Annotated in this window: 22 protein-coding genes; 6 read left to right on the top strand and 16 right to left on the bottom strand. The window is 53.1% G+C overall.

Annotated elements, in window-relative coordinates; genetic code table 11:
* Positions 1-190 precede the first annotated feature (190 nt).
* On the bottom strand, positions 191-1,042 hold the full coding sequence (locus NWF35_RS01905; RefSeq protein ID WP_301237402.1) for a patatin-like phospholipase family protein: 852 nt from the start codon (positions 1,040-1,042) through the stop codon (positions 191-193).
* Positions 1,043-1,757: 715 nt separating this feature from the next.
* Between NWF35_RS01905 and NWF35_RS01900 the strand changes: the two genes are divergently transcribed.
* Complete coding sequence (locus NWF35_RS01900; protein WP_301237401.1) at positions 1,758-2,909, top strand: oxalate decarboxylase family bicupin; 1,152 nt, start codon at positions 1,758-1,760, stop codon at positions 2,907-2,909.
* 111 nt (positions 2,910-3,020) lie between these two features.
* Here the strand turns inward: NWF35_RS01900 and hemL are convergent, their stop codons facing one another.
* The 10 genes from hemL to hemA form a co-directional block, all read right to left on the bottom strand.
* Positions 3,021-4,310 (bottom strand): glutamate-1-semialdehyde 2,1-aminomutase, encoded by a 1,290-nt coding sequence (hemL, locus tag NWF35_RS01895; RefSeq protein WP_301237400.1) that lies wholly within the window; start codon positions 4,308-4,310, stop codon positions 3,021-3,023.
* A gap of 290 nt (positions 4,311-4,600) precedes the next feature.
* Positions 4,601-5,053, bottom strand: coding sequence for a M23 family metallopeptidase (locus NWF35_RS01890; protein ID WP_301237399.1), 453 nt, complete (start codon positions 5,051-5,053; stop codon positions 4,601-4,603).
* A 314-nt stretch (positions 5,054-5,367) separates the two neighbouring features.
* Positions 5,368-6,237: a DUF6612 family protein gene (locus tag NWF35_RS01885; RefSeq protein WP_301237398.1), complete on the bottom strand. Its 870-nt coding sequence runs from the start codon at positions 6,235-6,237 to the stop codon at positions 5,368-5,370.
* A 533-nt stretch (positions 6,238-6,770) separates the two neighbouring features.
* Positions 6,771-7,823 carry a siroheme decarboxylase subunit alpha gene (ahbA, locus tag NWF35_RS01880; protein ID WP_301237397.1) on the bottom strand — a complete coding sequence of 351 codons (1,053 nt, stop codon included), beginning with the start codon at positions 7,821-7,823 and terminating at the stop codon, positions 6,771-6,773.
* On the bottom strand, positions 7,820-8,803 hold the full coding sequence (hemB, locus tag NWF35_RS01875; RefSeq protein ID WP_301237396.1) for a porphobilinogen synthase: 984 nt from the start codon (positions 8,801-8,803) through the stop codon (positions 7,820-7,822). Before hemB ends, ahbA begins: the two co-directional genes overlap by 4 nt.
* Complete coding sequence (gene cobA, locus NWF35_RS01870; protein ID WP_301237395.1) at positions 8,800-10,350, bottom strand: uroporphyrinogen-III C-methyltransferase; 1,551 nt, start codon at positions 10,348-10,350, stop codon at positions 8,800-8,802. Before cobA ends, hemB begins: the two co-directional genes overlap by 4 nt.
* On the bottom strand, positions 10,347-11,273 hold the full coding sequence (hemC, locus tag NWF35_RS01865) for a hydroxymethylbilane synthase (protein WP_301237394.1): 927 nt from the start codon (positions 11,271-11,273) through the stop codon (positions 10,347-10,349). Before hemC ends, cobA begins: the two co-directional genes overlap by 4 nt.
* Positions 11,274-11,311: 38 nt before the next feature.
* Entirely contained in the window at positions 11,312-11,965 is a 654-nt protein-coding gene (locus NWF35_RS01860; RefSeq protein WP_301237393.1) for a precorrin-2 dehydrogenase/sirohydrochlorin ferrochelatase family protein, read from the bottom strand.
* A gap of 14 nt (positions 11,966-11,979) precedes the next feature.
* Complete coding sequence (locus NWF35_RS01855) at positions 11,980-12,795, bottom strand: cytochrome C assembly family protein (RefSeq protein WP_301237392.1); 816 nt, start codon at positions 12,793-12,795, stop codon at positions 11,980-11,982.
* Positions 12,796-12,813: 18 nt separating this feature from the next.
* Positions 12,814-14,190 carry a glutamyl-tRNA reductase gene (gene hemA / locus NWF35_RS01850; protein WP_301237391.1) on the bottom strand — a complete coding sequence of 459 codons (1,377 nt, stop codon included), beginning with the start codon at positions 14,188-14,190 and terminating at the stop codon, positions 12,814-12,816.
* 216 nt (positions 14,191-14,406) lie between these two features.
* Between hemA and NWF35_RS01845 the strand changes: the two genes are divergently transcribed.
* From NWF35_RS01845 to NWF35_RS01835, 3 genes are read left to right on the top strand one after another with little or no spacing between them, the layout of a single operon-like run.
* Entirely contained in the window at positions 14,407-15,405 is a 999-nt protein-coding gene (locus tag NWF35_RS01845; RefSeq protein ID WP_301237390.1) for an ABC transporter substrate-binding protein, read from the top strand.
* Positions 15,406-15,464: 59 nt separating this feature from the next.
* Entirely contained in the window at positions 15,465-16,232 is a 768-nt protein-coding gene (locus NWF35_RS01840) for an ABC transporter ATP-binding protein (protein ID WP_301237389.1), read from the top strand.
* Positions 16,232-17,065: an ABC transporter permease gene (locus tag NWF35_RS01835; protein WP_301237388.1), complete on the top strand. Its 834-nt coding sequence runs from the start codon at positions 16,232-16,234 to the stop codon at positions 17,063-17,065. The genes NWF35_RS01840 and NWF35_RS01835 overlap by 1 nt, the downstream gene beginning before the upstream one ends.
* A gap of 46 nt (positions 17,066-17,111) precedes the next feature.
* Here NWF35_RS01835 and NWF35_RS01830 read toward each other — a convergent pair whose 3' ends face one another.
* Together NWF35_RS01830 and NWF35_RS01825 are read right to left on the bottom strand one after the other, a co-directional pair.
* Positions 17,112-17,762, bottom strand: coding sequence for a response regulator (locus NWF35_RS01830; protein WP_301237387.1), 651 nt, complete (start codon positions 17,760-17,762; stop codon positions 17,112-17,114).
* On the bottom strand, positions 17,734-19,596 hold the full coding sequence (locus NWF35_RS01825) for a GAF domain-containing sensor histidine kinase (protein ID WP_301237386.1): 1,863 nt from the start codon (positions 19,594-19,596) through the stop codon (positions 17,734-17,736). The genes NWF35_RS01830 and NWF35_RS01825 overlap by 29 nt, the downstream gene beginning before the upstream one ends.
* A gap of 169 nt (positions 19,597-19,765) precedes the next feature.
* On the opposite strand from NWF35_RS01825, the gene NWF35_RS01820 reads away from it, so the two are divergent.
* Positions 19,766-20,689 (top strand): DMT family transporter, encoded by a 924-nt coding sequence (locus tag NWF35_RS01820; RefSeq protein WP_301237385.1) that lies wholly within the window; start codon positions 19,766-19,768, stop codon positions 20,687-20,689.
* A 112-nt stretch (positions 20,690-20,801) separates the two neighbouring features.
* Positions 20,802-21,275 (top strand): hypothetical protein, encoded by a 474-nt coding sequence (locus tag NWF35_RS01815; RefSeq protein WP_301237384.1) that lies wholly within the window; start codon positions 20,802-20,804, stop codon positions 21,273-21,275.
* A 35-nt stretch (positions 21,276-21,310) separates the two neighbouring features.
* On the opposite strand, the gene NWF35_RS01810 is transcribed toward NWF35_RS01815, so the two are convergent.
* The 3 genes from NWF35_RS01810 to lon form a co-directional block, all read right to left on the bottom strand.
* Entirely contained in the window at positions 21,311-22,420 is a 1,110-nt protein-coding gene (locus NWF35_RS01810; RefSeq protein ID WP_301237383.1) for a D-alanine--D-alanine ligase, read from the bottom strand.
* A gap of 113 nt (positions 22,421-22,533) precedes the next feature.
* Positions 22,534-23,124, bottom strand: a complete 591-nt coding sequence (yihA, locus tag NWF35_RS01805) for a ribosome biogenesis GTP-binding protein YihA/YsxC (RefSeq protein WP_301237382.1) — start codon at positions 23,122-23,124, stop codon at positions 22,534-22,536.
* Positions 23,105-25,378, bottom strand: a complete 2,274-nt coding sequence (gene lon, locus NWF35_RS01800; RefSeq protein WP_435873811.1) for an endopeptidase La — start codon at positions 25,376-25,378, stop codon at positions 23,105-23,107. The genes yihA and lon overlap by 20 nt, the downstream gene beginning before the upstream one ends.
* Between the last annotated feature and the right edge of the window lie 216 nt (positions 25,379-25,594).

Here is a 25,594-nt window from a genome sequence, read left to right as displayed (position 1 = left end):
TTTTACCCAGTGGGAGTGATTAGTTCGCCACTGGAACCCCATACCATGACGTACACAGGAACAAACCCACTACCAGTGGGATGAGCACCGCTCGTACGTTCGATTATACAACAAATGGTTGCCCTTACCATCCCCAAAAGGGGATGCCGAGCAACGCCGCCTTTCATCCCACGATTGAAACCGTGGGCTTTCAGACGACTTTTTCTGTAAGGACAGCTTTGATTTCTTTCATTCGTTTTCGGGTATAGTCATAGCCAGCCTCCATACATGTGGTGAGCTTCGAAAAATCCAATAGACCAATCGAACTAACTTCAGGATGTAAGACGATGTCTGCTTGCCTGGTAGTGTACTTTGCTTGGATCGCCAGATTGATACTCACAACTCTTGCCAAGATCGAAAATAAGGAATCAAACGAATCAACAGGATCAGCAAAAACCAGATTTACAGCAATCACCTTATCCGCACCCAGCGCCTGAACGGCAGAGATTGGACAATTGTCCATAACCCCTCCGTCTACTAATACCCTACCTTTATGCATGACGGGTTTGAAGAGAACTGGTATGGAGATGCTTGCTTGTACAGCTTTTGCCAGTTGAATATCAGTTATCACATCTATTTCACTGCACGGATTCACTAACGGCCGTGAGGTAAACACTACTTGCCGTGCTTGTTTCAGATCTGATGATAGCAAGGCCAAAGGGAATTTCAGTTCAGCGATATGAGCATGTTGGGTCAAATTGGCGATCAGATCGTGAAACTTTTCTCCTTTGATAAGCCCCTGTATTTTGATATGACGCTTAATCAGTTTGGAAAGAAAAGCGAGGTAATCGTAATCGAGGTATCGTTTCGTGATGTTGGGTACCATTTCCATCAATTCTTTTGTGGAATACCCGTATGCGTACAAGGCGGCGATGATAGCACCTGCACTGGAGCCCGCAAGACAGTCAATTTGAATACCCGCTTCTTCTAAGGCACACAAAGCACCAATGTGTGCGCAACCAGCTACACCGCCACCACCTAGTGCGATTCCTACTTTTGTCATAGTCGCCGTTGCCTTTCTGTTTCAGTTTGCTGTATACATTATTCGCTATTGATCAATCGTTCATTCTTGCAAAAATATGAGCCCCCGAATCCAACCACCAATGTAGATGAAAAGCAAAGGAGACCATTTAATTACAAGGATAATTACAAGGACCAGTTGATGGTTTTCCCTCCCATCGTCCGCTACATCCCCTATTGTTCAATCCATAAACAAACCCAGCAGTTTCCCACTGGGTCAGTAGCCTCATCCAACATCAGTTAGGTGCTAAGTTGGGTTTATTGTGCGTCAATCCTGTTATTAGCCACCAAATCCAACGCCGGCAAAAACAAAAATCGTTGCGATTACCAACAGGAAAATCAACAGGCGACGAAATCCGAAACCACCATAACCGTATCCGCTCATTATATGCACCTCTTTTCCTCTCGTCTCGCCTTATCCTATTCAATGATCCGTATTGTAGGGACAGCACATGTAGAGTGAAGACCGAAATGACAAACCAATCACAATGTAAAGCACAAATCATGGATTTCATGTTGTTGGCTAAACCTGCACAGTACCCCAGAATTTTGACCTCTGACAGTTTCAAAATCAAACAGCAAAATGAAGGCAGAGAAACCATAGAAGAATGGACTTTTTTTGGGGGGTACCACCGACATACCTGCGAATTCGCGTCATAGCCTACGAATAAGAAATACGAACATGGGAGAGAGTTTTCATGGAAAGACGACCTAAGAATTGCCCTCCTGTACCACAGCCTATAAGGGATGACGGCGCTGGTGCGACCGATCCCGGTCCGCGGGACGTGATGCGCGATCTTGAGAACCCCGACATGCTGGTTCCACCGGCCACCGACGCCGGAAAGATCCCCAACTTGAAGTTCTCCTTCTCCGACACCTATATGCAGTTATTTCACGGCGGCTGGTCACGGGAAGTCACGGTGAGACAGCTGCCGATCGCAACCACGCTTGCGGGGGTGAACATGCGTCTTACACCGGGCGGTGTACGGGAGCTACACTGGCACAAGCAGGCTGAGTGGGCTTTCATGCTCGTTGGCCGTGCGCGCATCACTGCGGTCGATCAGGATGGACGGAACTTTATAGCTGATGTCGGAGTGGGCGACCTGTGGTACTTTCCCCCAGGCATCCCCCATTCGATCCAAGGCTGTGAGTTTCTATTGGTTTTTGATGATGGCAACTTCTCCGAAAACGACACCTTTACCATCTCCGACTGGTTCGCGCACACTCCGAAGGACGTGCTGTCTGCAAACTTCGGCGTGCAGGAAAGCGCCTTTGCCCAAATCCCGTCGAGCCAGAAATATATGTTCCAGAGTTATGTGCCAGGTCCGATTGAGACACAGAAGGTTTCGAGTCCGTATGGTACCGTGCCGAAGAGCTTCACACACCGGCTTCTGGCACAGCGACCAATACGGACTCCGGGCGGGACGGTTCGCATTGTTGATTCTTCCAACTTCCCTATTTCGACCACTATTGCGGCGGCGTTTGTGGAGGTCGAGCCGGGCGGGATGCGAGAAATGCATTGGCACCCGAATAACGACGAATGGCAATATTACCTTACAGGCACGGCACGGATGACGGTGTTCGCGTCTAACGGCACGGCAAGAACTTTCAATTACCGAGCCGGTGATGTAGGGTATGTACCGTTCGCTATGGGTCACTATATCCAGAACACCGGTAACCAAAAGCTGATGTTTCTAGAGATGTTTAAGAGTAACCGTTTTGCCGACGTGTCGCTGAACCAGTGGATGGCGCTGACTCCTCGGGAACTGGTAGAGGACAACTTGCATGTTGGACCGGAGCTGATGAACGCACTGCGGAAACAGAAATGGCCTGTTGTCAAATACAAGTAAGAGGAGGACCAAAAGAAAGAAAATGACCGATCCCGCAAAAAGGAAAAAGCCAAGCGTTTTTGTCACGCTTGGCAAGATTGTTTCCAAACCGCCCTTCATCAAACAGTAGTATCACAGTTGTTTCAACGCGTTCCGATTGGCTTCGATCGTCCGTTCGATATCTTCGTCACTGTGCGCGGCGGAGACGAACATACCCTCAAACTGTGACGGTGGCAACAGAATACCTTGTTCCAGCATCAGTCGGAAATAACGGGCAAACCGCTTGGTGTCGGATTGTTTGGCCTGGGTGTAGCTTACTACTCTTTCACCCGTGAAGAACAGACACACCATGGAACCCACCCGGTTAATATGGTAGGGAATACCCGTTTCTTCCGCGTTTTGCCGGAATCCTTCCTCCAACCGGGACGCTTTGGCTTCCAATTGCTCATAAACGCCAGGCTTACCCAGCTCCTGCAATGTAGCATAGCCGGCGGCCATGGCCAACGGATTGCCGGAGAGCGTTCCCGCTTGATACACGGGACCGGTCGGGGCCACCATCTCCATGATTTCACGTCGACCGCCGTATGCCCCGACGGGCAGACCGCCACCGATCACTTTCCCCAAGGTAGTCAGATCAGGCATTACTCCATACTTGCCTTGCGCACAATGATAATCGACCCGGAAACCGGTCATGACTTCGTCGAAAATCAACAGCGCACCGTAATGCGCGGTCAATCGGCGCAATCCCTCCAGAAAGCCCGGTTCGGGCGGCACGACACCCATGTTCCCCGCCACCGGTTCCACAATCACCGCGGCGATATCGTGGCCGAACTTCTGGAAGGCCACGCGGGCGCTGTCTAAATCGTTGTAGGGGACGGTCAATGTGTGCTGCGCCGTATTCTCCGGCACACCGGGACTGTCCGGCAACCCTAACGTCGCCACACCGGAACCGGCTTTAATCAGCAAGCTGTCGGAGTGGCCGTGATAGCTGCCCTCAAATTTCACAATCTTGTTCCTGCGAGTATACGCACGGGCCAACCGCAATGCGCTCATCGTCGCTTCGGTACCGGAGTTGACCATCCGGACCACTTCCACAGACGGTACAATTTCCGCCACCAACTGGGCCATTTTCACCTCAATCTCGGTCAGCGCACCGAAGCTGGTCCCTTTTTCCGCAGCCGCTTTGACTGCCTCCACCACGGACGGGTGGGAATGACCCAGAATGAGCGGTCCCCACGAACAGATGTAATCGATGTATTCATTCCCGTCCACATCCCATACCCGGCTTCCTTCGCCGCGCTGCAGCACAACCGGGTTCATCTCCACGGACTTGAACGCGCGGACCGGGCTGTTCACCCCGCCGGGAATCACTTTCACCGCTTGTTCATAATAGGCAATCGACCGCTGAAATCCCTTATGCAAGCCACATCACCTCTCAAACGGTATTGTACCGCAAATCCCGACACAACACACGAGGGGTAAGCGGGTGATTTTGTCTGTTTGGTGGATGTATGATGCCGCTTTATATGAAGGCGTGAAAGGACCGATGATGTATTAAAAAACGAAAAGGCTCTGAGTTCCCACTTCCGCTCCGACTGTAGCTGGAGGTGGGCAACTCAGAGCTGACACCAAACCATGAGCCATTCCCAATGATCTTTCGGCTAACCCGCAGCCCCCTCTTACAAGAGGCCGTCAGGCGATGAACCGCATGGTCACTTCATGACACTCATTGGATTAATCTTTTTCCCATCCTTGATTACTTCCAAATGAAGAATCGGATATTTTGCGTGCACTTTCCCGGTCTTGCCCATATTGCCGATTTTGTTTCCCTTTTTCACTTTTTGCCCTTGCAATACACTGATTCCACTGAGATGGGAATAGACACTCACGTAACCGTCCCCATGATCCACCATCACATGCCATCCGTAGTCGCACTTCGCATCTCGTTTTACCTTAATCACCTTCCCGTCCCCGATGCTGCCAACGAAACCTTTGTCACGCTTGTATCGTTGATAATCGATCGCCCGGTGCTGTTTTCCGTATTTCTGCGTAATATGCGTACCGGATACAGGCTGTGAGAAAGATTTCGCTGCCCAGACGTGCGAACCACTCGCACCGACCAACAAAGCCGCGGTCACCATCAGGGATGTGATCCAATGTTTCACAACATCACCTCATACCAAAAAGTAATTTTTCCACCAAATCCATATAAAGGGATTTATGTGGTAACGTGAATTTTCTACCCGCCCTGCACCGTGGTCAAACCCCTTTTTAGAAGAATAGATTCGTTATCGATGATGAAAGAAGTTTAAACTTCCGATAATGGGTTGGTATCGGAAGTGAGAAGGCATGTGGACTGAAGAGGACATTAACGGAATAATGAAGACAAATAAAAAGGAGCCACTGATGGCTCCCTCAGTTTCGTGACACAGCCGTCTTCCCCCACGAATCGATGGAGACGGGTGGTTCTTCACATACGTTATTGCACTTGTACTTCTTGAGCGCTATTTTTCACATCTTCCGGTATTTTGATTGTTTCATTGAAATCGCCAACCAGACTCATTTCCATTTTTTGATCCGCATTCAGCGTGCCGCTAACGGAAGGATCGTTGATCGGGATTTCTATTTTCGTCTCTTGCACCACTTTGGTTTGTCTGAAGGATTTTTTGTCAATCGTGATCTTTTGGCTATACTGATGCAGTTTGATTTGATCGGCATCAACGGGGATACCTGCATGTTGAAATTGCGGGAGCATCGCCGCCTTCACTTCCTCCATGCATTTGTCTATGATAGTATGAGGAGTATGTTCGTCGACGTTGATCTCCAATACGTAGGCATTCGCCGTCTCCGTCATTTTCAGCATTTTCTTCTCTTCCGGTGTTTGCAGCTTGCCGAGCAATTCTTCCAGCTTTTGCAACGCTTCATTCGGGTTTTGTGACTCGGTGGAGCCGAGATCCGGCGCATTCGATTTCAGCCAGCCGCTCCCGTCGACCGTCTTCTGATAGAGTTCATTTCCCACCATGTACATTTCCCCATCGACTTTCTGGCCTTCACTGTGAACGGTCATCGTTATATGCATCGCCTGCGGTTGATTGGTCAAGTCGATGTTCCCCTCGATGGTTTGGTCGACGGATTTGGTTTGGCCGCCGGCTTCGATGCTTAAGGCTTGGTTTCCGGTTATTTTGTAGGAGAGACCTTTGGATTTTTCAGCGGCATGCTCCGCTTTGATCAGCACTTCCTTGGGCGTCAATTTTTTCATACCCTCGGCGGCGATGTTGAGTTGTCCACAACCAGCAACAAGAACCAGAATCATGGCAGAAACAAACAGCCAATTCCACTTGCGACGCATCACAGTCTTCCTTTCTCTTTAAGATGATTGCGGACTCCTCTTTGAAGTGAAACCGATAGAATAAAGGATTTCCTAACTTCAAAAGGAGACTTTACCATTTTAGCACAGAGATCACTACTCTTCATGCAGAATTTGTGATTTTTATTCTTTTGTCCATATTCATCCTTTTCCATAGAAATAAAGGACTAGGGTGTGTCTGGTGAATACTGTCCGCATTGCTTTCCCGGCTCGTTCCATCTGCTCCGTACGAAGAAGCATATGATGACCGCTCCGACCCGTCAGCGCAGGACGCGGGCAAAGTACGCTTCGCTATGACAAATTACCCGCGATTTCAATCCTTTCGCACAGTCAGGGCTAAGGTCTTCGCTTTCCTGATATTGCTTCCTTACGGAATGACCAGACACACCCTAGCTTAACTTTAACCCTTTTTCATCGAGCCATTTTATAACCGTAAAAAAAACATCCCCACCGATGGATCGGCGGGGGTGATCTTCTTGGGCATGAACGCGAGCAAAGTTCAGACACGCCTTCGCTCACAATCCGAAGCGGCGAATCACTTTTTCCTCCCACTCATCCGCTTCCGGAGTGAAATAGGAGACGCGGGTCTTTTTGTATTCTTTGGTGGAGTACAAAACGGCGCGCTCAGTAATCCCCGTTTCATCCTCGATCGCCTGCAGGATCGATTCGCACTCCTCCATCGTCCGGCCGTGCACCATCGTAAAAATACTGTAAGGCCAATCTGGATACGTCGGACGCAAATAGCAGTGACTGACCGCCTTGAAGGAAGCCATTTTCGGTCCAACCTCATCCACCCGATCCTCCGGTACGGCCCAGACGCCCATGCCGTTGAAACGGAAGCCGGCCTTGCGGTGATGGAGCACGGCTGCGAACCGGCGCATCTGCTTCCGAGCTTGCAGATCTCGGCCGGCTTGAAGGAGTTCCTCCGTGCTGATGCCGATGTTTTGCGCCCAACGGTCAAACGGCCGGGGCTCGATCGGCAAGTCTTTCTGCAGTTCACGAATGACGGCAATGTCGAAGTCGGTGACGGTTTTGGCCGCCTGTTTCCGGTCTTCTTCCCCGTAAGCTGGTTTGGCCTTTGCCTTGGTCTGATCTTCCTTTCCAGTCATATCTAGCTGAACGCCGATCTTGAACAATCGGAGCGTGGGCATCAGGCGGATCACATCCACTTCGGCCATTTCACCCAAGAGCTCCACCGTTTTTTCCAATCCGAGACGGCTGTTCGGAGGCACAGCGATCGTAAACCACAGGTTGTAGTCATGGTTTCGCTTGTAATTGTGGGAAACCCCGGGGTGATCGTTGATGATCTGTGCTGCCTCGTCCAGGCGCTCCTCCGGAATTTTGGCCGCCACCAAGCTGGATTGGTATCCGAGTGTGCGCGTATCGAAAATGGCCGAGATCTGCCGAACAATGTCCCCTTTCAATCGGCGAACCCGCTCCATCACGTCTTCTTCAGTCGTTCCCACTTTTTCGGCGATCGCCAGGAAGGGGCGCTCCACCAACTCGATGCCTTCCTGCAACAGGTTCAGGATTTCCTGATCCAATCGGTCCAACGTTTGCGCGGTCATCCGTTTATCCCTCCTCGCAGCCACCGGGCCACGTCTTTGGCGTGATACGTCAGAATCAGGTCGGCGCCGGCCCGTTTCATCGCAGTCATCAGTTCCATCACGATACGCTGTTCGTCGATCCACCCATTTTGCGCAGCCGCTTTCACCATCGCATATTCGGCACTGACGTTGTACACTGCCACCGGCAGATCAAACCGCTCTTTCAGCCGATGCAGGATATCCAGATACGCCATGCCTGGTTTCACCATGAGCAGATCGGCTCCCTGTTCCACATCGGAAGCCGCTTCCCGCAAGGCTTCACGTGCGTTGGCCGGGTCCATCTGGTACGTACGGCGATCTCCGAACTGGGGTGCCGAATGAGCCGCATCACGGAACGGACCGTAGAAGGCGGAGGCATACTTCACCGCATACGACATGATCGGAATGTGTGTGAACCCCGCTTCGTCCAGCCCTTGGCGGATGGCAGCGACAAACCCATCCATCATATTGGAAGGCGCGATCATGTCCGCACCCGCACGTGCTTGGGAGACGGCGGTTTTCACCAACAGCTCCAGTGAAGCGTCGTTGACGATCTCCCCGTCTTCCACTACGCCGCAGTGGCCATGATCGGTGTACTGGCACAAGCATGTGTCCGCGATAACATACAATCCAGGATGCCGCTCCTTGATCTGGCGGATGGCCCGCTGGACGATGCCGTTTTCGTCGTAGGCGGAACTACCGCAGGCGTCTTTTTCATTGGGTACGCCGAAGATCAGGACGGACGGGATGCCGAGGTCCACCACTTCGTCGATCTCTTCGTCCAGCCGGTCCAGGGAGTAATGATAAACTCCCGGCATGGACGGGATCTCCTCATTCACAGCATTCCCTTCCACGACGAACAATGGGTAGATCAAATCCGTCACTTGCACATGGTGTTCTCGCACCATGCTTCGGATTGCCTCATTCCTTCTCAACCGGCGATGCCGTGCGAACGGTTTCATCGCAACTCCCCCTTCGTCAGCACTTTCGGCGGATGTTGGGCAATGGCCTCAATCAATCCGTCGATAGTAAAACGCTCCGCCACCACATCCGGCGTCAGTCCGAGATCTTCCGCTGTTTGAGCAGTGATCGGTCCGATGCAGGCGATTTGCGTCCCTTGGATCAGGGATTGCCAATTTTCCCGTACGGAACGAATTGCGTCTACGAAATTGCGGACAGTGGACGAACTGGTAAACGTGATCACGTGAATGGCGCCGTTTTCCAACATGTTGGCCACTTCTTCCGCATTTTCGTTGCCGACAACCGTGTCGTATGCGTCTACTTCCTCCACTTGGCACCCCAGTTTCTCTAGCTCAACAGCCAGCACTTTTCGGGAGATGTCGGCACGCGGAAGCAGAATGCGTTCCCCAGAACGAACCAACGGTTTCAGGTACTCCACCAACGCCTCCGCCTGAAATTTGTCGGGCAACACCTCAACCAGAAGACCTTTTTCCTCCAGGGCTTCCGCTGTTTTCGGACCAATCGCCGCTATCTTGGCCCTAGACATCGAACGGATATCCAGCTTCAGCTCACGCAAACGGCGGAAGAAATACTTGACACCATTGACACTGGTAAACACCACCCAATCGTACACCCCGAGCCGTTTCAAGGCTTGATCCAGCAAGTCCTGCCGTTTGGGACGCGTGAGGTGTATCACCGGAAACTCGACGGCTTCTCCGCCCAACGCCTCGATTTTCTCCACCAACGAACTGCTTTGACTGCGCGCCCGCGTCACCAGCACACGCCGGCCGAATAATGGCTTGTTCTCAAACCATTTCAGCTTGTCGCGCAACCGGACCACTTCACCCACAATGATAATGGCGGGAGGGCGGAAGTTGGCTTCCTGTACCTTTTCCACGATGTCATCCAACGTCCCCGTCAGCACTTCCTGTTCCACACGCGTGCCCCAACGAATCAGGGCGACAGGGGTGTTTTCCGAACGGCCGTACCGGATCAACTGATCGCGGATGAACGGCAAATTGCCCACGCCCATCAGGAAAATCAACGTTTCCGAAGCAGTGGCCAATTTATCCCACCGGATGGCGGATTCCGTTTTTTCCGGCCGCTCATGTCCAGTCACGATGGTGAAGGAAGGGTTGATGTCCCTGTGCGTTACCGGAATCCCTGCGTATGCGGGAACGGCAATGGCCGATGTGATCCCGGGCACCACCTCAAACGGAATACCGTGCTCCACCAATGTCTCCGCTTCTTCGCCACCGCGTCCGAAAACGAACGGATCTCCCCCTTTCAGCCGGGTGACCGTTTTACCTTCTTTCGCTTTCTCCACCAGTAGCTGGTTGATCTCTTCCTGCGTCAAGGTGTGACGGTCCGGCATTTTCCCCACGTATATCCGCTCGGCATCCGGTTTGGCATATTTCAGCAATCGGGGGCTGGCCAAACGGTCATACACGATCACATCGGACTTTTCGATCGCTTCCTTCCCTTTGACCGTGATCAGCCCGGGATCGCCGGGACCTGCTCCCACCAAGTAGACGGTGCCTGCGTTCATCTGCTCATCTCCTCTCGCAAAGCCGACAACAATTCTCCCGCTCCTTGTTCCAGTAACTGCTGTGCCAGTATACGGCCGACTTGCTCCGGTTCCGCGCCTTCGACAGCGCCGCGTAACACCTTCCGACCGTCCGGGTGCGCCACCATGCCGATCAGGTGGATCGATCCGTCCGTTGCCTCGGCGTACGCGCCCACCGGTAAATGGCAACCGCCTTCAAATACATGCAAAAACGCCCGTTCCGCTCGAACGGCCCGTTCAGTCTTTGGATCGTTGATCTTCTTCAATCCTTCCAACACTTCAGTATCGTCGGCACGACACTGGACGGCCAATGCCCCTTGCCCCACGGCCGGCACCATGATATCTGTCGAAAGCGCTTGCGTCACACGATCTTGCCAGCCCATCCGGGACAAGCCGGCCACCGCTAGGAGAATGGCGTCAAACTGCCCTTCCTCCATTTTGCGCAGACGGGTTTCCAGATTGCCACGCACCGGCTCCACTGTTACATCGGGCCGATACGCCAATATTTGTGCCTGCCTGCGCAGACTGCTGGTACCGATCCGCGCACCGGGCGGCAGTTTCTCCAATGAATGCCCACTGCGGGTGATCAGGCAGTCGCGCGGGTCTTCCCGCTGCGTCACCGCGCCGATCACCAGACCATCCGGCATTTCACCGGGCATATCCTTCATGCTGTGGACGGCAATATCAATCCGCCCATCCAACAGCGCTTGTTCAATTTCCTTGACGAAAAGCCCCTTGCCTCCGATTTTAGACAAGGTGACATCCAAAATACGATCTCCTTTGGTCACGATTTTTTCCTGACGCAGCTCCCAGCGGGGATTCGCTTCCCGAAGCCGGTCCATCACCCAACCGGTCTGGGTCAACGCCAAAGCGCTTTTCCTTGTTCCCACCACTACGGTTCGCATGATCGTCTGTGTCCTCCTCACTGCCCGATCCGAGCGGATCACCCGCTGATTTCCGCCGTGGCCGCTTGTTCGATCCAACTCTCCATACGACGGCGCGCCTCGTTGGGATCGGTTTTACACAATACCATCCATTCCTCATCCACGAGGCGCGCCATCAATTGATGGCGGACAGCAGCATCGGCGACAGCCTCCTGAATCCGTTGGCGCATCTCTTTGAGCAGATTCAGGTAGACCGCGTATTCGGGTCCGTACGTTTCTTCCAACTCTTGGCGGATTTTTTTGGCCAGCGTAGGACTGGCCCCTCCCGTGGAAACGGCGATTTGCAGTTGCCCCCGACGAAGGGTGGAGGGGACGGTAAAGTTGCATAAGTCGGGTCGGTCCACCACATTGATCCAGGCCCCGCATGCCTGCGCCTCTTCATACACCGCCCGGTTGACTGCCTCCTGATCCGTGGCGGCGATCACCAGGGTACATCCAGCCGCATCTCCTTTGCGATAGGGACGGGGGTGGTACGTAATTTCTCCCTGCTCCGCCCACACTTGCAGACCCGGGGTCACATCCGGACTGACCACGATCACGTCGGCGCCCCCTTCCAACAGCGAGGCCGTTTTTCGTTCCGCCACCGATCCACCGCCCACCACGAGGCAACGCCGACCGGTCAAATCCACCATCATCGGATAAAACCGTTTCATCACATTCGTCTCCCTTACATCCACCGGTGGAATGAAATTCCCGTAACGGATATCCAATAATTGAGCAACATCGCCAGGAACGACACGGCACTCCACCACGCCAGCCGCCGTCCGTGCCATCTTTGTTTCGCCCTCTGGTACAGCTGAATCGCATACAACGACAACACGATCAGGGATCCGATAATTTTGGGATCATACCAAAATCCGTTGATATTCGTCTGATACGCCCAAATCACACCCAAAATGATCGCCGAGAGCAATAACGGCATCCCGATCAGGGAAAAACCGTAGGACAGCCTTTGCAAATGTTCTAAACTAGGTAACAAACGCAATAGCCGGTTCCATTTCTTCTGTTTCAGCAAATGATCCCCGATCAGATATAGGATCGCGAAAACGGCAGACAAAGAAAAAGCCGCATAGGCCAAAAACGCCATCGTGACATGGACGAACACCAATTCCGACAGAAGCAGTCGGGACAAATGGCGTGACGTGTCACGGGCGACAAAAAAATTGATGGCCAGTACGGCAAACCCCACCAAATTCGCGGAAAATACGACCAAATCCATGTGATACAACCAGTTGATCAACAAGGTGAGCGCCACAATGGCCCACGAGTAGAAAAACAAAGAATCAAACGATGTCATCAGCGGAAACAGTTCAAACAGCCGAAAGGCGATAAACACCGTTTGAATCATCCAAACCGCGATGAACAAGGAAAGGGCCAGCCGATTGGCCCGCCGGTTCTTGTGCAGTAAATCCGCAAAGGCAAAAAGAAGCCCTAATGCATAAAGATAAATAATCAGATCGTACACCCAACGCTCAGCGAACACGGCGGCCACCCCTTTTGTTCACGAGCGGAACGTCACTTTGCCGCCAGCAAACGCCGGATGACGCAACGGAGCGGCGACGTTTTCTATAGGCGCGTGCGCTTGTTTTTGTTCTCCAGCCTGTTCTTTCTTCAGGCTTTCTTCCAGCGCAAAGATGTGGGCAAACATCTCCAACGCCTCATCACGGTTGGGGCCGGCGGCCAATTCTTTGGCGCGCATGATCGGGTCTCGCAGCAACTGATTGACAATGCTTTTGGTGTGCTTGCGGATCACACGCAACTCCCGCTCAGTCAGATCCGGCAATTTGCGCTCAATGCTTTTCATCGTTTCTTCCTGTATGGCCAACGCTTTCTCACGCAACGCCGTGATCAGCGGAACGACGCCGAGCGTCTGCACCCAATCCCGGAAAGCGCGCACTTCTTCCTCGATCATGCGGCGCACCTTCTCCGCTTCCTGCTCACGCAGCTTCAGGTTGGCCGACACGATCTCCTGCAAGTCGTCAATATCATACAGGTATACATTGTCTAATTCATGCACGGCCGGCTCGATGTCACGCGGTACGGCGATATCGATCAAAAACAGCGGCGCATTTCGCTCAGGCAACACCCGCTTGATCATTTCCCGGGTGATGATCGCGCCGGATGCCCCCGTGGAGCTGACAACGATGTCCGCTTCACGCAAGCTCTGATGCAATTGCGTAAACGAACGCGCTTCGGCACCGAATTGCGCTGCAACTTCCCGCGCTTTTTCCCACGTGCGGTTGAGCACGATCATCCGATCGGCTCCATTGGCTTGGAAGTGTTTGGCCGTCAGTTGGGCTGTTTCGCCTGCACCGATCAAGAGTACCGTTTTGCCGGAGAATGTCGGGAACAGCTTTTTCCCCAGCTCCACCGCAGCATAGCTGACGGAAACGGCATTTTGCCCCAGCTCCGTCTCGGCATGTGCCCGCTTGCCGAGCGTAATCGCCTGGCGAAACAGGGTGTTGAACATCGTGCCGGTGGTTTGTTGTTCCTGTGCTTTCAAGAACGCATCGCGCACTTGTCCCAGGATTTGCGTCTCCCCGATCACCATCGAATCCAGCCCGCACACCACCGTAAACAGATGACGGACCGCTTCATCGTTTTGTTTGATGTACAGATGATCGACGAACTCCGATTTGGGAACGGAGAACCAATCTTCCAAAAACGTTTTGGCGTAGTATTCGCCCGTATGCAGTTGATCGCAAATGACGTAAAGCTCCATCCGGTTGCAGGTGCTGACGATGACGCTCTCCAAAATGCTCTTGGTATGGCGCAATGTCGTCACAGCTTTTCCCCATTCGTTTTCGGAGAAAGCCAAACGCTCCCGCAACGATACTGGAGCCGTCTTGTGATTGAATCCGACCACTAAAATGTGCATGGACCCCACCCCGATTCCAGGTCATCCGTGCCCGAGTGCCTGCTCACCGGGTATCTTGCGGAAATCAGTTAATTCCCTGTTGATGGACACTCTTTTTCTCTTTCAGTCTTTCCTTATTATATCATAGGCTATTCCTACAGCAGGCAGCCAATGTGAACAGAATTTGAAGCCCAGGCATACGATACATCAGCCCAATTTCGAGAAAGGATGACCGACATGCGAACATTTCGGTGGATGATCGGATTCGCCGTTGTCTCCTGTTGGCTGATGGTTGTGACTGCCTGTTCACCGTCCTCTTCCCACTCCCGTACCGTTCGATTGGTTGAAGTGACGCATTCCATGTTTTACGCACCACAGTATGTGGCGATCCGCGAAGGCTTTTTCAAGGAGCAGGGATTGACGGTAGAGGTGACCAACGGCTTCGGCGGCGACAAAACGATGACTACTCTCTTATCGGGTGACGCCGATATCGTGTTAGTTGGAGCGGAAGCCGCTGTCTACGTCACCGCACGCGGCGCTTCCCGTCCGGTGGTCGGCATCGCCCAGTTGACGCAGACGGACGGCAGCTTTCTCGTCGCCCGCAATCAAATCGGACCGTTTCAATGGAGCGACCTACGCGGCAAAACGCTGTTGGGCCAACGCAAGGGCGGCATGCCTGAGATGGTGAGTGAGTACGTGCAACACCGCCATGGCTTAAAACCCCATAAGGATGTAAAGATCATTCAAAACGTGGACTACAAAAATCTCGGCAACGCCTTTGCCGCCGGGACAGGGGACTACGTCCAGTTGTTTGAACCTGTCGCCTCCAAATTGGAACAGGAGGGAAAAGGGAAAGTGGTCGCCTCATTCGGGAAAGACAGCGGTCGCCTTCCCTATACCATCTACATCACCGGTCGATCCAAACTGGAACAAGATCCCGATACCCTGCTCCGTTTCATACGTGCCGTGTATCAAGGCCAACAATGGGTCCAATCGCATTCCGTTCGGGAAATTGCAGATGTGATTGCCCCTGAGTTTCCCGACACGAACCGTGCCGTATTGGAAAAAGTGCTGCAACGATACAAGGAACAACAGGCATGGGCCACCGACCCGATCATCGACCGACAAGAATACGGTCATATGATCGACATCATGCGTCAAGCCGGTGAATTGCCCGGCAATGTTCCCTATGACACCATCGTCAAAATGGAGTTAGCCAAAAAAGCGATGCGGTAAACCGCCCCCGTATCCCCGGGGCGATGGTGCGCCGCGCCTGTGTTTGGGGGAATGGCGATATGCAACCTTCCCATGCCATCGTGCTGGAACAGGTGATCAAAACCTATATGACCAAAACAGAAGAAATTCACGCTGTGGGTCCCGTCAGTCTGACGGTCAAACCTGGTGAATTCCTGACGCTGGTCGGACCCAGCGGATGTGGAAAGAGTACGATTTTGTCACTGATGGCGGGGTTGATCCCCGCCACTGCCGGTACGGTGCGAATTTTCGATGAAACCCTGCGTTCCCCGTCTCCCCGCGTCGGATACATGCTGCAACAGGACTGTCTCCTCGAATGGCGAACAATCAAAGCCAATGTGATGTTGGGATTGGAATTGCGCGGTCTTCTGTCCGACCGCACGGTTGGTCGGGCACTTGACCTGCTCCACGAATTGGGGCTGGGGGATGTGGCTCATCATTATCCCTCTCAACTTTCCGGCGGCATGCGCCAGCGGGCGGCATTGGTACGCACACTGGCTGTTGATCCCGATATCCTCTTGTTGGACGAACCGTTCTCCTCCCTGGATTATCAACACAAATTGCACTTGGAGAAATTGATGGTGACCGTTTTGCGCGAACAGAAAAAAACAGCCGTGCTTGTCACACACGACCTGGAGGAAGCATTGGCCGTTTCCGACCGAGTGTTGGTAATGGGCGGCCGGCCCAGCCAAATCCGCAGAACGCTGACCATCCCCGCGGAGGTGCGGTCCGCCACACCGCTGGAAGCCCGCAGTCACCCGATGTTCCGCACGTTGTTTGACGAACTGTGGAGGGAGATGGAGCACTGATGAAATGGTTACCTGCACATTCGGATAAGGGAGGGCGTTCCCCCGCCCACGCACGCTATCTTCGCCGCCTGCGCCTGCGACTGTGGAGCGTATGGGGTTGCCGTCTCGCCCTGTTGCTCCTGTTTTTCGGCGGATGGCAGATCAGTGCCGACCGGGGATGGATCGATCCGTTTTTGTTTAGCAGCCCTTCCCGCATAGGAGAACAGATTCTCCAGTTGCTCCAGTCTGGTGATTTGGTCCATCATGTTGTCACCACTGCAACTGAGACGGTCATCGGTTTCACAATCGGCACCGTCTCTGGGATCGCTCTAGCCACGCTGATCTGGTCTTCCCCTTTTCTCTCCCGCGTCTTGGACCCTTATCTCGTTGTGATCAACAGTATGCCCAAAGTGGCGCTCGGCCCGCTCTTTATCGTTGCGATGGGAGCGGGATTCGGTTCGATTCTGGCGATGGGTGTAGCAATCACGGTGATTATCACCGCGCTCGTCATCCACTCCAGCTTCCAAAACGTCGATCCCGACGCATGCAAACTGGCCCGATCCTTTGGTGCCACCCGGCGCCAATTGTTCGTCAAAATCATTTTCCCAGCCTGCATTCCCGACATGATCGCCGCACTGAAAGTGAATGTCGGACTCGCCTGGGTAGGCGTCATCGTCGGGGAGTTCCTCGTTTCCAAGGCTGGCCTCGGCTACTTGATCATTTACGGATTTCAGGTGTTCAATCTGACACTGGTCATGATGAGCCTGTTAATCGTGGCCGTGTTGGCCACGGTCATGTACCAATTGGTCGCTTGGCTGGAACATCGGCTGCTCCGACACCGCCATCTGACTTAGGGTGTCTCACATAAGAGATTACTTTCCCAAGTGGAAGGTCATTTTCCTATTCCAACACCACCAACTCATGCTGGATCGCATAAATAATCGCTTGGGAACGGCTTTTGACCCCCAGCTTTTTCAGGATGTTGCTGACATGGATCTTCACGGTTTTATCGCTGATGAACAATTGTTCCGCTATCTCTTTGTTGCTGTGCCCTTTGACCATCAATTGCAACACGTCCAATTCCCGCGGGGTAAGATTCTCGTCGGAGCTGCCCCGTTCCCCTCTTTTTTCTCCTGTCAAATTGTCTAACAGTTTGCGTGCCATCACCGGATGGAGTGTCGACTCTCCTCGGGACGCCGAGCGGATCGCCGCGATCACATCCCCCGACGGAGCATCTTTGAGCAGATAGCCCGTGGCACCGGCACGAATCGATTCATAGAGATACTCGTCCCGATCATACATGGTCAATACGATGATGGCGATTCTGGGATGCTGGGTATGAATGCGGCGAATCGCTTCCACCCCGTTCATTCCCGGCATATTGATATCCATCAGGATCACGTCCGGTTGGACTTCCTCCACCAACTGCAACGCTTCGATGCCGCTCTTGGCCTCTCCCACCACTTCCATGTCGTCTTCCAGACTGATGATATTGGACAAGCCGTCACGCAAAACGGCATGATCATCCACTAGTAAAACGCGAATAGACATGAACGGACTCCTCCTCGCTTTTCTCCGTCGGAATCGTTAGGATCACACGCGTTCCCTTGTTCGGTTTACTCAAAAACTGTAATGCCGCCTCCAGTTTTTGCGCTCGTTCGTTCATACCGACGATGCCGTACCGTTTGTGGGCCTCCGCTTTGGAAATTGCTTTGCCCAAACTGAATCCAACTCCGTCATCCTGCACGATCAAGCGAACATACTCCGTTGTGAACCGCAATTGCACGCGCACCTTGGTGGCTTGTGCATGTTTGGCCACATTGTTCAGTGCCTCATGACACACCTGATAAATGGTTTCCTCCCACTCCTGCAACAACGGATACGCTCGTCCTTTAATCTGAAACACGGACCATTGACCCGTCTCGCGCTGATGCGCTTCCACGCGTTGCCGCAACGCAGGCAGCAAACCCAACCGAGCCGCGGGAGATGGCCTGAGCGCCGTGATCGAGTGGCGAACCTCCTTCAATCCTTCCCTCAGCTTCACCTGCGCTTCTTCCAGCCATTGACGCACCCGCTCTGGGTGAGTGTCAAACACCCGGGCCGCAGACTCCACTTTCATCAAAACACCGGCCAGCGATTGTCCGATACCGTCGTGGATTTCACGTGCCAAACGGTTTCGTTCCTCCGCCACCACGCGGCGTTCCCGCTCTTCCATCAGTTTGGCGGTACGCATCGCCACCACCGCTTGACTGGCCAATACAGTGAGAAAGCGCAAATCCATATCGCGAAAACCGTAGGTTTCCGTTTTACCCAGGGTGATAACGCCCATCACTTCCCCATTGACTTCCAACGGTACCGACAAGAGGGATTTGACCCCCTCCGCATCCGTCGGCGTACCCTTGCAACGGGGATCCTTGCGCACATCATGGATACAGGCGGGTTTCGCGTGGGAGGCGACCCATCCGCTCAAGCCACGGTTGAGCGGCAACGGCCGATGCTTGACCTTCAACGTTTCCTCCCCTGCAAATACTTCCGGGTATAACAGTCCGTCGCGCAACAAGTATACGACACCGTATGTATAATCGATCACTTTGGACAACGGAATCAATGTTTCTTTCATAACTTTGCGCAAGTCGAGTGTTTGATTGATCCGCGTCGCGATGACGAATAACAGCTCCATCTTCTGCTGTTGCCGTTTGAGGCGGGCGATGATGTTCAACAGAACGGCGAAACCGGCCAACGGCGCGAAGAAAAAGGCGATGCCCAAAAAACCGTACGGTTGCCGCGGTACTTCAAACACGATGGCCACGGTGCAATACAGGAAGGAGAGTAACAGCAAACCGGGTTCCAAGGGCCAACTCCCCCACCAAGTTCTGCCGCGTCGGGAGGCGGGCATCAGCTGTTCGACGCTGTCACGAATCCCTTTACTTACCAACTCATACACCAATAAAAACGTGATCAGACCGAACAGCAACTGGGACAACGGCGCCAAACCGCTCAACCACGGACGGACCACATGATGCGCTACACTGGCGGCAAACAGGCCGATCAACGTATATCCAGTTCGAAAGAGTGATCGGGAAAACGACTGACGCTTCAACCAAGTGACGACTAATACGACATCGACGAAGATCAATCCGGCGATAGGGGGTGAAAACCAGGAACTCAACGCATATAAAAGCGGAAAATGAAGGGTCACTTTCCCCCCGCCTGCCGGATGGGGATGATACTCCACAACAAACAGGTAAATCCCGAGCAACACTAGCACAGACCAACCTGCCGAAAAAGTAACGGGGTGAATCAAATCGTATACCATCCATCCCCACCCCGTCATGATGACGGCGGTCATCAATGCCCTTTCCCATGCTTTTTTCCAGTTTCTCATCACTTCCCGCCTTTCCCTCACTTCACGTGGGCTTCGCGGCGTCGGCGCATTTTTCCCCTTAACCCTTCATCCATTATTTTCGACGAAAGCGGCTATTTTCGCAAATCTCACCCTTTTTCCCGCAAATGTGATAAGATGGGATCAAACTTTGTTTGAAGGAGGGGCGTGGATGTCCAAACACTGGATTGCAGAAGGTACCTTGTTGGGAATCGCGTTTATATGGGGTATCACATTCGTCTTGGTGCAAAACGCCATCGCTGTGTTGCCTCCGTTTTCTTTTTTGGCCGTCCGTTTCGGGTTGGCTTTTTTGCTGATGCTTCCCTTTGCTGTCACTTCCCGCAATCGATCGAATGAAAGCGCCCTTCGTGCTGGATATCTCGGTCTGCTCCTGGGTGTCTGGTTGTATCTCGGGTTCGCATTGCAAACCTGGAGCCTCTTGTACACCACATCGGGTAAGTCCGGATTCCTGACCGGCTTGTCCGTCACGCTGGTTCCCGTGATATCCTTTTTCATCTTGCGGATCAAACCCAAACCCACGGCTGTCGCAGGTGTCTTATGTTCCGTTCTCGGTTTGTACCTGCTCGCTTTTGTGGATTTTTCTGCGATTAACATTGGAGATGTACTCGCTTTTTTGTGCGCGATTGCGTTTGCTCTCCAGATAGTATATACGGGAAAATACGCCCCGGACGGGGATGCTTCCATGATCGTCACGGCGCAGATTGGAACAGTGGCGCTCTTCAGTCTGCTCTCCTCCGCAATTTGGGAAAATCCCGCAGCGATTTTCCGCGCGGACGTATATCTGAACCATGACGTGGCAACCGCGTTGATCGTAACCGCTTTATTCTGTACGGCATTGGCTTTTTGGGCACAAACCCATTTTCAAAAATACACCACGCCCAACCGGGTGGCCCTTATCTTTGCGATGGAACCGGTTTTTGCTGCACTGGGCGACTACTGGTTCAAAGGCGTCACTTTGAACGCTACGGCACAAGTGGGTTGTCTGTTGATCTTCCTGGGTATGATCCTGGCCGAAATCGACGTGGCTTGGTGGAAGAAAATCCGTTGGTCATCTCAAAAAAGCAAGGTTTCCTGATGGTTCAACATCAGGTATTGATACCCCTTTCGACAGTTTGATTGTTTCGCCTTCTATTGCTGTCCGTATGTTCGATTATACAGGAATTTCAGCGAGGTGAGCGTTCCGAGATATGCGGTCCAAATGGATGGGCCTGGGATTGATCATCATTGGCGTTGGGTTGTTGATGGTCAAAACCGACTGGCCTTATACCGATCGATTGTGGCACTGGGAGTTCGGACTGTTGTTCGCAGGGCTGATTCTCCTGCTGGCGGCGATCACCCGTCGCAATCGCAACCTGACGTTATGGGCGGCGATGCTGACGGGTGTGGGACTACAGTTATGGGCGCCTTTGTACATACCCACATGGCCGAAGCATTGGAGCATGATCCTCTGGATCGTCGGCGCTGCCTTTTTGGTACGGGCATTGGTCTTCAAGGAACGACAAAACGGTATCATCGGCGCGCTTCTGATCGCCGTCGGTTTGTTCGCATGGCCAAAGATTAAAGAAGTAGAAGGACTGGCAGGTATCTCCGACACCTTGCACACCTATTGGCCGGCTTTGATCGTCTTGCTCGGTTTCGTTCTGATTGTGATGCGAAAATGAAAAAGGCGGTTCGTATGGAACCGCCTTCTGTCGTTTTATTTTGGTTCATCCAACTCCAGGGTGGTGACTGTCTTTTCCTTCTCCTGATGACGTTCTATCGCCAGTTCGATCAGCTTGGTGATCAGGTCCGTATAGGACAAACCACTGTGTTCCCACAGCTTGGGGTACATGCTATATTGCGTAAACCCGGGCAATGTGTTGATCTCGTTGATCAAAACCTGACCATTGTCCTTGCGGACAAAGAAGTCGACGCGGGCCAAACCGCTGCAATCGATCGCCCGGTATGCTTTCACAGCCAATTGCCGGATCTCTTTGACCGTTTCCGCGGGCAATTCAGCCGGGATGCGCATCTCCGATTTGCCGTCGATGTATTTGGCGCGGTAATCGTAAAAGTCGTTGGAAGAGACGATTTCCCCCGGCACGGACGCTTGCGGATCGTCATTGCCCAACACCGCCACTTCCACTTCCCGGGCCGGAATGAACTCTTCCACCACGACTTTACGGTCGTACTGCGCGGCCAAACGCAATCCCTTTATCAGCTCTTCCCGGTTTGTGGCCTTGGAGATACCCACACTGGATCCCAGATTGGCCGGTTTGAGAAAAACGGGATAATCAAAAGCCGTTTCAATTTCCTCAATCACTTGATCCATCTCCCGTTCCAACCGGGAACGGAGAACATGAGAAAACCTTCCCTGCGGCAATCCTTCCTGGGCGAAGATTTTTTTCATCATCACCTTGTCCATGCCCACGGCCGAAGCGAGAACACCCGCTCCCACATACGGAATGTTGGCCAATTCAAAAAAGCCCTGAATGGTGCCGTCCTCACCATACGTGCCGTGCAGCACGGGAAACACCACATCCACCGCATCCCAATCCAACGCCGGTACCATTCCCTCTCCCTGGACGGAAACGACCGGTAGACCGGATTTCAGTCCCTCCAACAATGCCGGTTCCCCTGTTCCCTCCAGGTAAGGTAGCGCTTTCTGCCCGATGCGCCATTCCCCTGACTTGTCGATGGCAATCGGGATGACGTCGAAACGATTTCGATCGATCGCTTTCAAAACGGAGGCAGCTGATTGAATCGAGACCTCGTGTTCTCCGGATTTCCCTCCGAACAACACTGCTACGCGAAGTTTCTTACCCAATCCTCTCCCAACCTTTCTCTGCGCACGCTTGCCGCATCACACGACAGGTTTCTCGTTTATAGCCTATTCCATCATAAAATAAATGGTTCATGCGGAAAAGGGGCGGCACCTGATCAACTTTCCGATACAAGCGCCGCAATCGCGTTCCACAACTCGTCCTTGCCCTGACCTGTTTCGGCGGAAAACAGGATGAACGGGTCGTCCTCACGGATCTGAATGCCTTCCCGTACTTGTTTCACATGCTTCGGCCATTTGCCCCGGGGGATCTTGTCCGCTTTGGTGGCGACGACAATCACCGGGATGCCGTAATGCTTCAACCAATCATACATCATGCGGTCATCCCGGGTGGGCGGATGGCGTATATCCACCACTTGAATGACCCCCTTCAGCTCCTGTCGATTCAGCAGATACCCTTCGATCATGCGGGCCCAGGCAGCTTTGGTTTCCTTGGAAACGCGGGCGAATCCGTATCCTGGCATATCGGCAAAATACAGCTGGCCATTCACTCTATAAAAGTTGATCGTCTGTGTTTTCCCCGGTTTGGAACTGGTCCGGGCGAGATTTTTACGATGGACCATTCGGTTGATCAGCGACGACTTCCCCACATTGGAACGCCCGGCCAGAGCGATCTCCGGCAGGGCGTCCTCAGGGTATTGAGACGGTCTTACCGCACTGATGACAAATTCAACTTGTTTTACGTTCACGCGGATCCCTCACCAACGCCCGAGCCAACACTTCGTCCATATGCTCCACCAACGTAAACGTCAAATCACGGCGGACACTCTCGGGCACATCTTCCAAATCCTTCTCGTTATCTTTGGGTATCAGGACATGACGGATGCCGGCGCGGTGCGCGCTGAGCGCTTTTTCCTTAAGGCCCCCGATCGGCAACACACGACCGCGCAATGTAATCTCGCCCGTCATTGCCACGTGGCGGGAAATCGGGATACCAGTCAGCGCCGATACAAGTGCCGTGGCCATGGTGATCCCGGCGGATGGTCCGTCCTTGGGGATCGCCCCTTCCGGCACGTGGATGTGAATATCGTTTTTCTCATGAAATTCCGGATCGATGTGGAACTCCTCAGCTCGGGAACGGATATAGCTGAACGCAGCCTGAGCCGATTCCTTCATCACTTCTCCCAATTTGCCGGTCAACGTCAGTTTCCCCTTGCCGGGCAGTACGGTCACCTCGATGGTCAACGTGTCGCCGCCCGTTTCGGTCCACGCCAGTCCCGTGGCGGCTCCGACTTGATCCGTTTCTTCGGCTCTTCCATATCGAAACTTGACCGGCCCCAAGAACTGCTCCAAGTTTTTCGGGGTGATCACCACTTTTTTCTTCTCACCGGTAACCAGCAGTTTCGCCGCTTTGCGGCACAAGGTGCCGATCGTGCGCTCTAGATTGCGCACGCCCGCCTCCCGGGTGTAGTGACGGATCACTTTTAATATCGCGTCTTTGTGAATTTGCAACTGATCCTTGGCCAAACCGTGCTCTTTCATCTGTTTGGGGATCAGGTAACCTTTGGCGATCTGTTCCTTTTCTAGCTCGGTGTAGCCAGAGATGTTCAAAACCTCCATCCGGTCCAACAGCGGACGCGGAATACCATACAGATTGTTGGCGGTGGTGATGAACATTACTTTGGACAAATCATAGGGAATTTCGATGTAATGATCGCTGAACGTGGCGTTTTGTTCCGGGTCCAACACTTCCAACAACGCTGCAGCCGGGTCACCGCGAAAATCGGCCGACATTTTATCGATCTCATCCAGCAAAAAGACCGGATTGATCGTGCCTGCTGTTTTCATCCCCTGAATGATCCGCCCGGGCAACGCGCCGACATACGTGCGCCGGTGACCGCGGATCTCCGCCTCATCCCGCACACCGCCCAAGGAGACGCGCACAAACTTCCGGTTGAGGGCGCGGGCAACCGAGCGAGCCAATGAGGTTTTCCCCACCCCTGGCGGGCCCACCAGACACAGGATGGGACCTTTGAGCTTTTTCACCATTTTCTGGACAGCCAGGTACTCCAGTACCCGCTCTTTGGCTTTTTCCAAACCGTAATGATCCTCATCCAAAATTTTTTCCGCTTTTTTCAGGTCGAGATCATCCTTCGTTTCCTTGCGCCAAGGAAGTTGGAGCAACCATTCCACATACGTGCGGATGACGCCCCCTTCCGCTGAGGTGGTCGGGATTTTTTCCAGCCGTTCAATCTCTTTTTCCACTTTTTCCACCACATAATCGGGCGCATCCAGCTTGGACAGTTGTTCCCGCAGCTCCTCCACTTCGCCGACACGGCCTTCTTTTTCTCCAAGCTCCCGTTGGATCGCCTTCATCTGTTCACGCAGGTAATACTCTTTTTGCGTTTTCTCCATCTGCTTCTTGACGCGCTGGCTGATCTTGCGCTCCAGCTCCAACACTTCCCGCTCATCATTAAGCATTTCAAGAAGCGTTTCCAATCGCTTATGGACGTCAATCGTCTCCAAGATTTTTTGCTTGTCGGCGATCTTCAGCGGCAGATGGGATGCGATGATGTCGGCGAGCCGACCGGGATCGTCAATGTCCGCCACCGCCGAATACGTCTCCGGCGACACCTTTTTGGATAAACGTAAGTATTGCTCAAAATAGTCCAATACGGAGCGCATCAGCGCTTCCAATTGCAGATCGTCTTTCACCTGGGGCGCCAGTTGGGTGACACGAACCCGGTAAAATGTTTGTTCATCGAGAAATTCGTCGATGGTCGCCCGATGCAAACCCTCCACCAACACGCGAATCGTGCCGTTGGGCAACTTCAGCATCTGACGGACGCGGGCAATTGTCCCCATCCGATAAATGTCGTCCGGCGACGGTTCCTCTATATGAACTTCACGTTGGGTTGACAACACAATCAGGTTCTCGTCGACCATTGCCTGTTCCAACGCCTTGACTGAGCGTTCCCGGCCAACATCCAAATGAAGCACCATGCTCGGATAGACGATCAATCCGCGCAATGGCAACAACGGCAATATGCGCTGCTCCTCTTTCACGGCCGTTTGAGCACCTCCACTGCTGTGATGACGCTTGTGGGAGTATCGGTAGGTCGAGCTTTGTTCGATTTTATCTTATTCACTTACTTTTGTCCATGACAGGAAAGGGATGAGAAGCGCTGGATGGGAAAAGGGGCGAATTCGTGTGAATCG

Source organism: Polycladomyces subterraneus (assembly GCF_030433435.1).
Lineage (GTDB): Bacteria > Bacillota > Bacilli > Thermoactinomycetales > JIR-001 > Polycladomyces > Polycladomyces subterraneus.
This window is presented reverse-complemented; position numbering and strand designations above follow the sequence as displayed.

Bases quoted from the DNA above. Each gene is read 5' to 3' on its own strand.
- NWF35_RS01905 (WP_301237402.1), bottom strand. From the start codon at position 1,042: ATGACAAAAGTAGGAATCGCACTAGGTGGTGGCGGTGTAGCTGGTTGC.
- NWF35_RS01900 (WP_301237401.1), top strand. From the start codon at position 1,758: ATGGAAAGACGACCTAAGAATTGCCCTCCTGTACCACAGCCTATAAGG.
- NWF35_RS01885 (WP_301237398.1), bottom strand. From the start codon at position 6,237: ATGCGTCGCAAGTGGAATTGGCTGTTTGTTTCTGCCATGATTCTGGTT.
- ahbA (WP_301237397.1), bottom strand. From the start codon at position 7,823: ATGACCGCGCAAACGTTGGACCGATTGGATCAGGAAATCCTGAACCTG.
- hemB (WP_301237396.1), bottom strand. From the start codon at position 8,803: ATGAAACCGTTCGCACGGCATCGCCGGTTGAGAAGGAATGAGGCAATC.
- cobA (WP_301237395.1), bottom strand. From the start codon at position 10,350: ATGAACGCAGGCACCGTCTACTTGGTGGGAGCAGGTCCCGGCGATCCC.
- hemC (WP_301237394.1), bottom strand. From the start codon at position 11,273: ATGCGAACCGTAGTGGTGGGAACAAGGAAAAGCGCTTTGGCGTTGACC.
- NWF35_RS01860 (WP_301237393.1), bottom strand. From the start codon at position 11,965: ATGAAACGGTTTTATCCGATGATGGTGGATTTGACCGGTCGGCGTTGC.
- hemA (WP_301237391.1), bottom strand. From the start codon at position 14,190: ATGCACATTTTAGTGGTCGGATTCAATCACAAGACGGCTCCAGTATCG.
- NWF35_RS01845 (WP_301237390.1), top strand. From the start codon at position 14,407: ATGCGAACATTTCGGTGGATGATCGGATTCGCCGTTGTCTCCTGTTGG.
- NWF35_RS01840 (WP_301237389.1), top strand. From the start codon at position 15,465: ATGCAACCTTCCCATGCCATCGTGCTGGAACAGGTGATCAAAACCTAT.
- NWF35_RS01835 (WP_301237388.1), top strand. From the start codon at position 16,232: ATGAAATGGTTACCTGCACATTCGGATAAGGGAGGGCGTTCCCCCGCC.
- NWF35_RS01830 (WP_301237387.1), bottom strand. From the start codon at position 17,762: ATGTCTATTCGCGTTTTACTAGTGGATGATCATGCCGTTTTGCGTGAC.
- NWF35_RS01825 (WP_301237386.1), bottom strand. From the start codon at position 19,596: ATGAGAAACTGGAAAAAAGCATGGGAAAGGGCATTGATGACCGCCGTC.
- NWF35_RS01820 (WP_301237385.1), top strand. From the start codon at position 19,766: ATGTCCAAACACTGGATTGCAGAAGGTACCTTGTTGGGAATCGCGTTT.
- NWF35_RS01815 (WP_301237384.1), top strand. From the start codon at position 20,802: ATGCGGTCCAAATGGATGGGCCTGGGATTGATCATCATTGGCGTTGGG.
- lon (WP_435873811.1), bottom strand. From the start codon at position 25,378: ATGGTGCTTCATTTGGATGTTGGCCGGGAACGCTCAGTCAAGGCGTTG.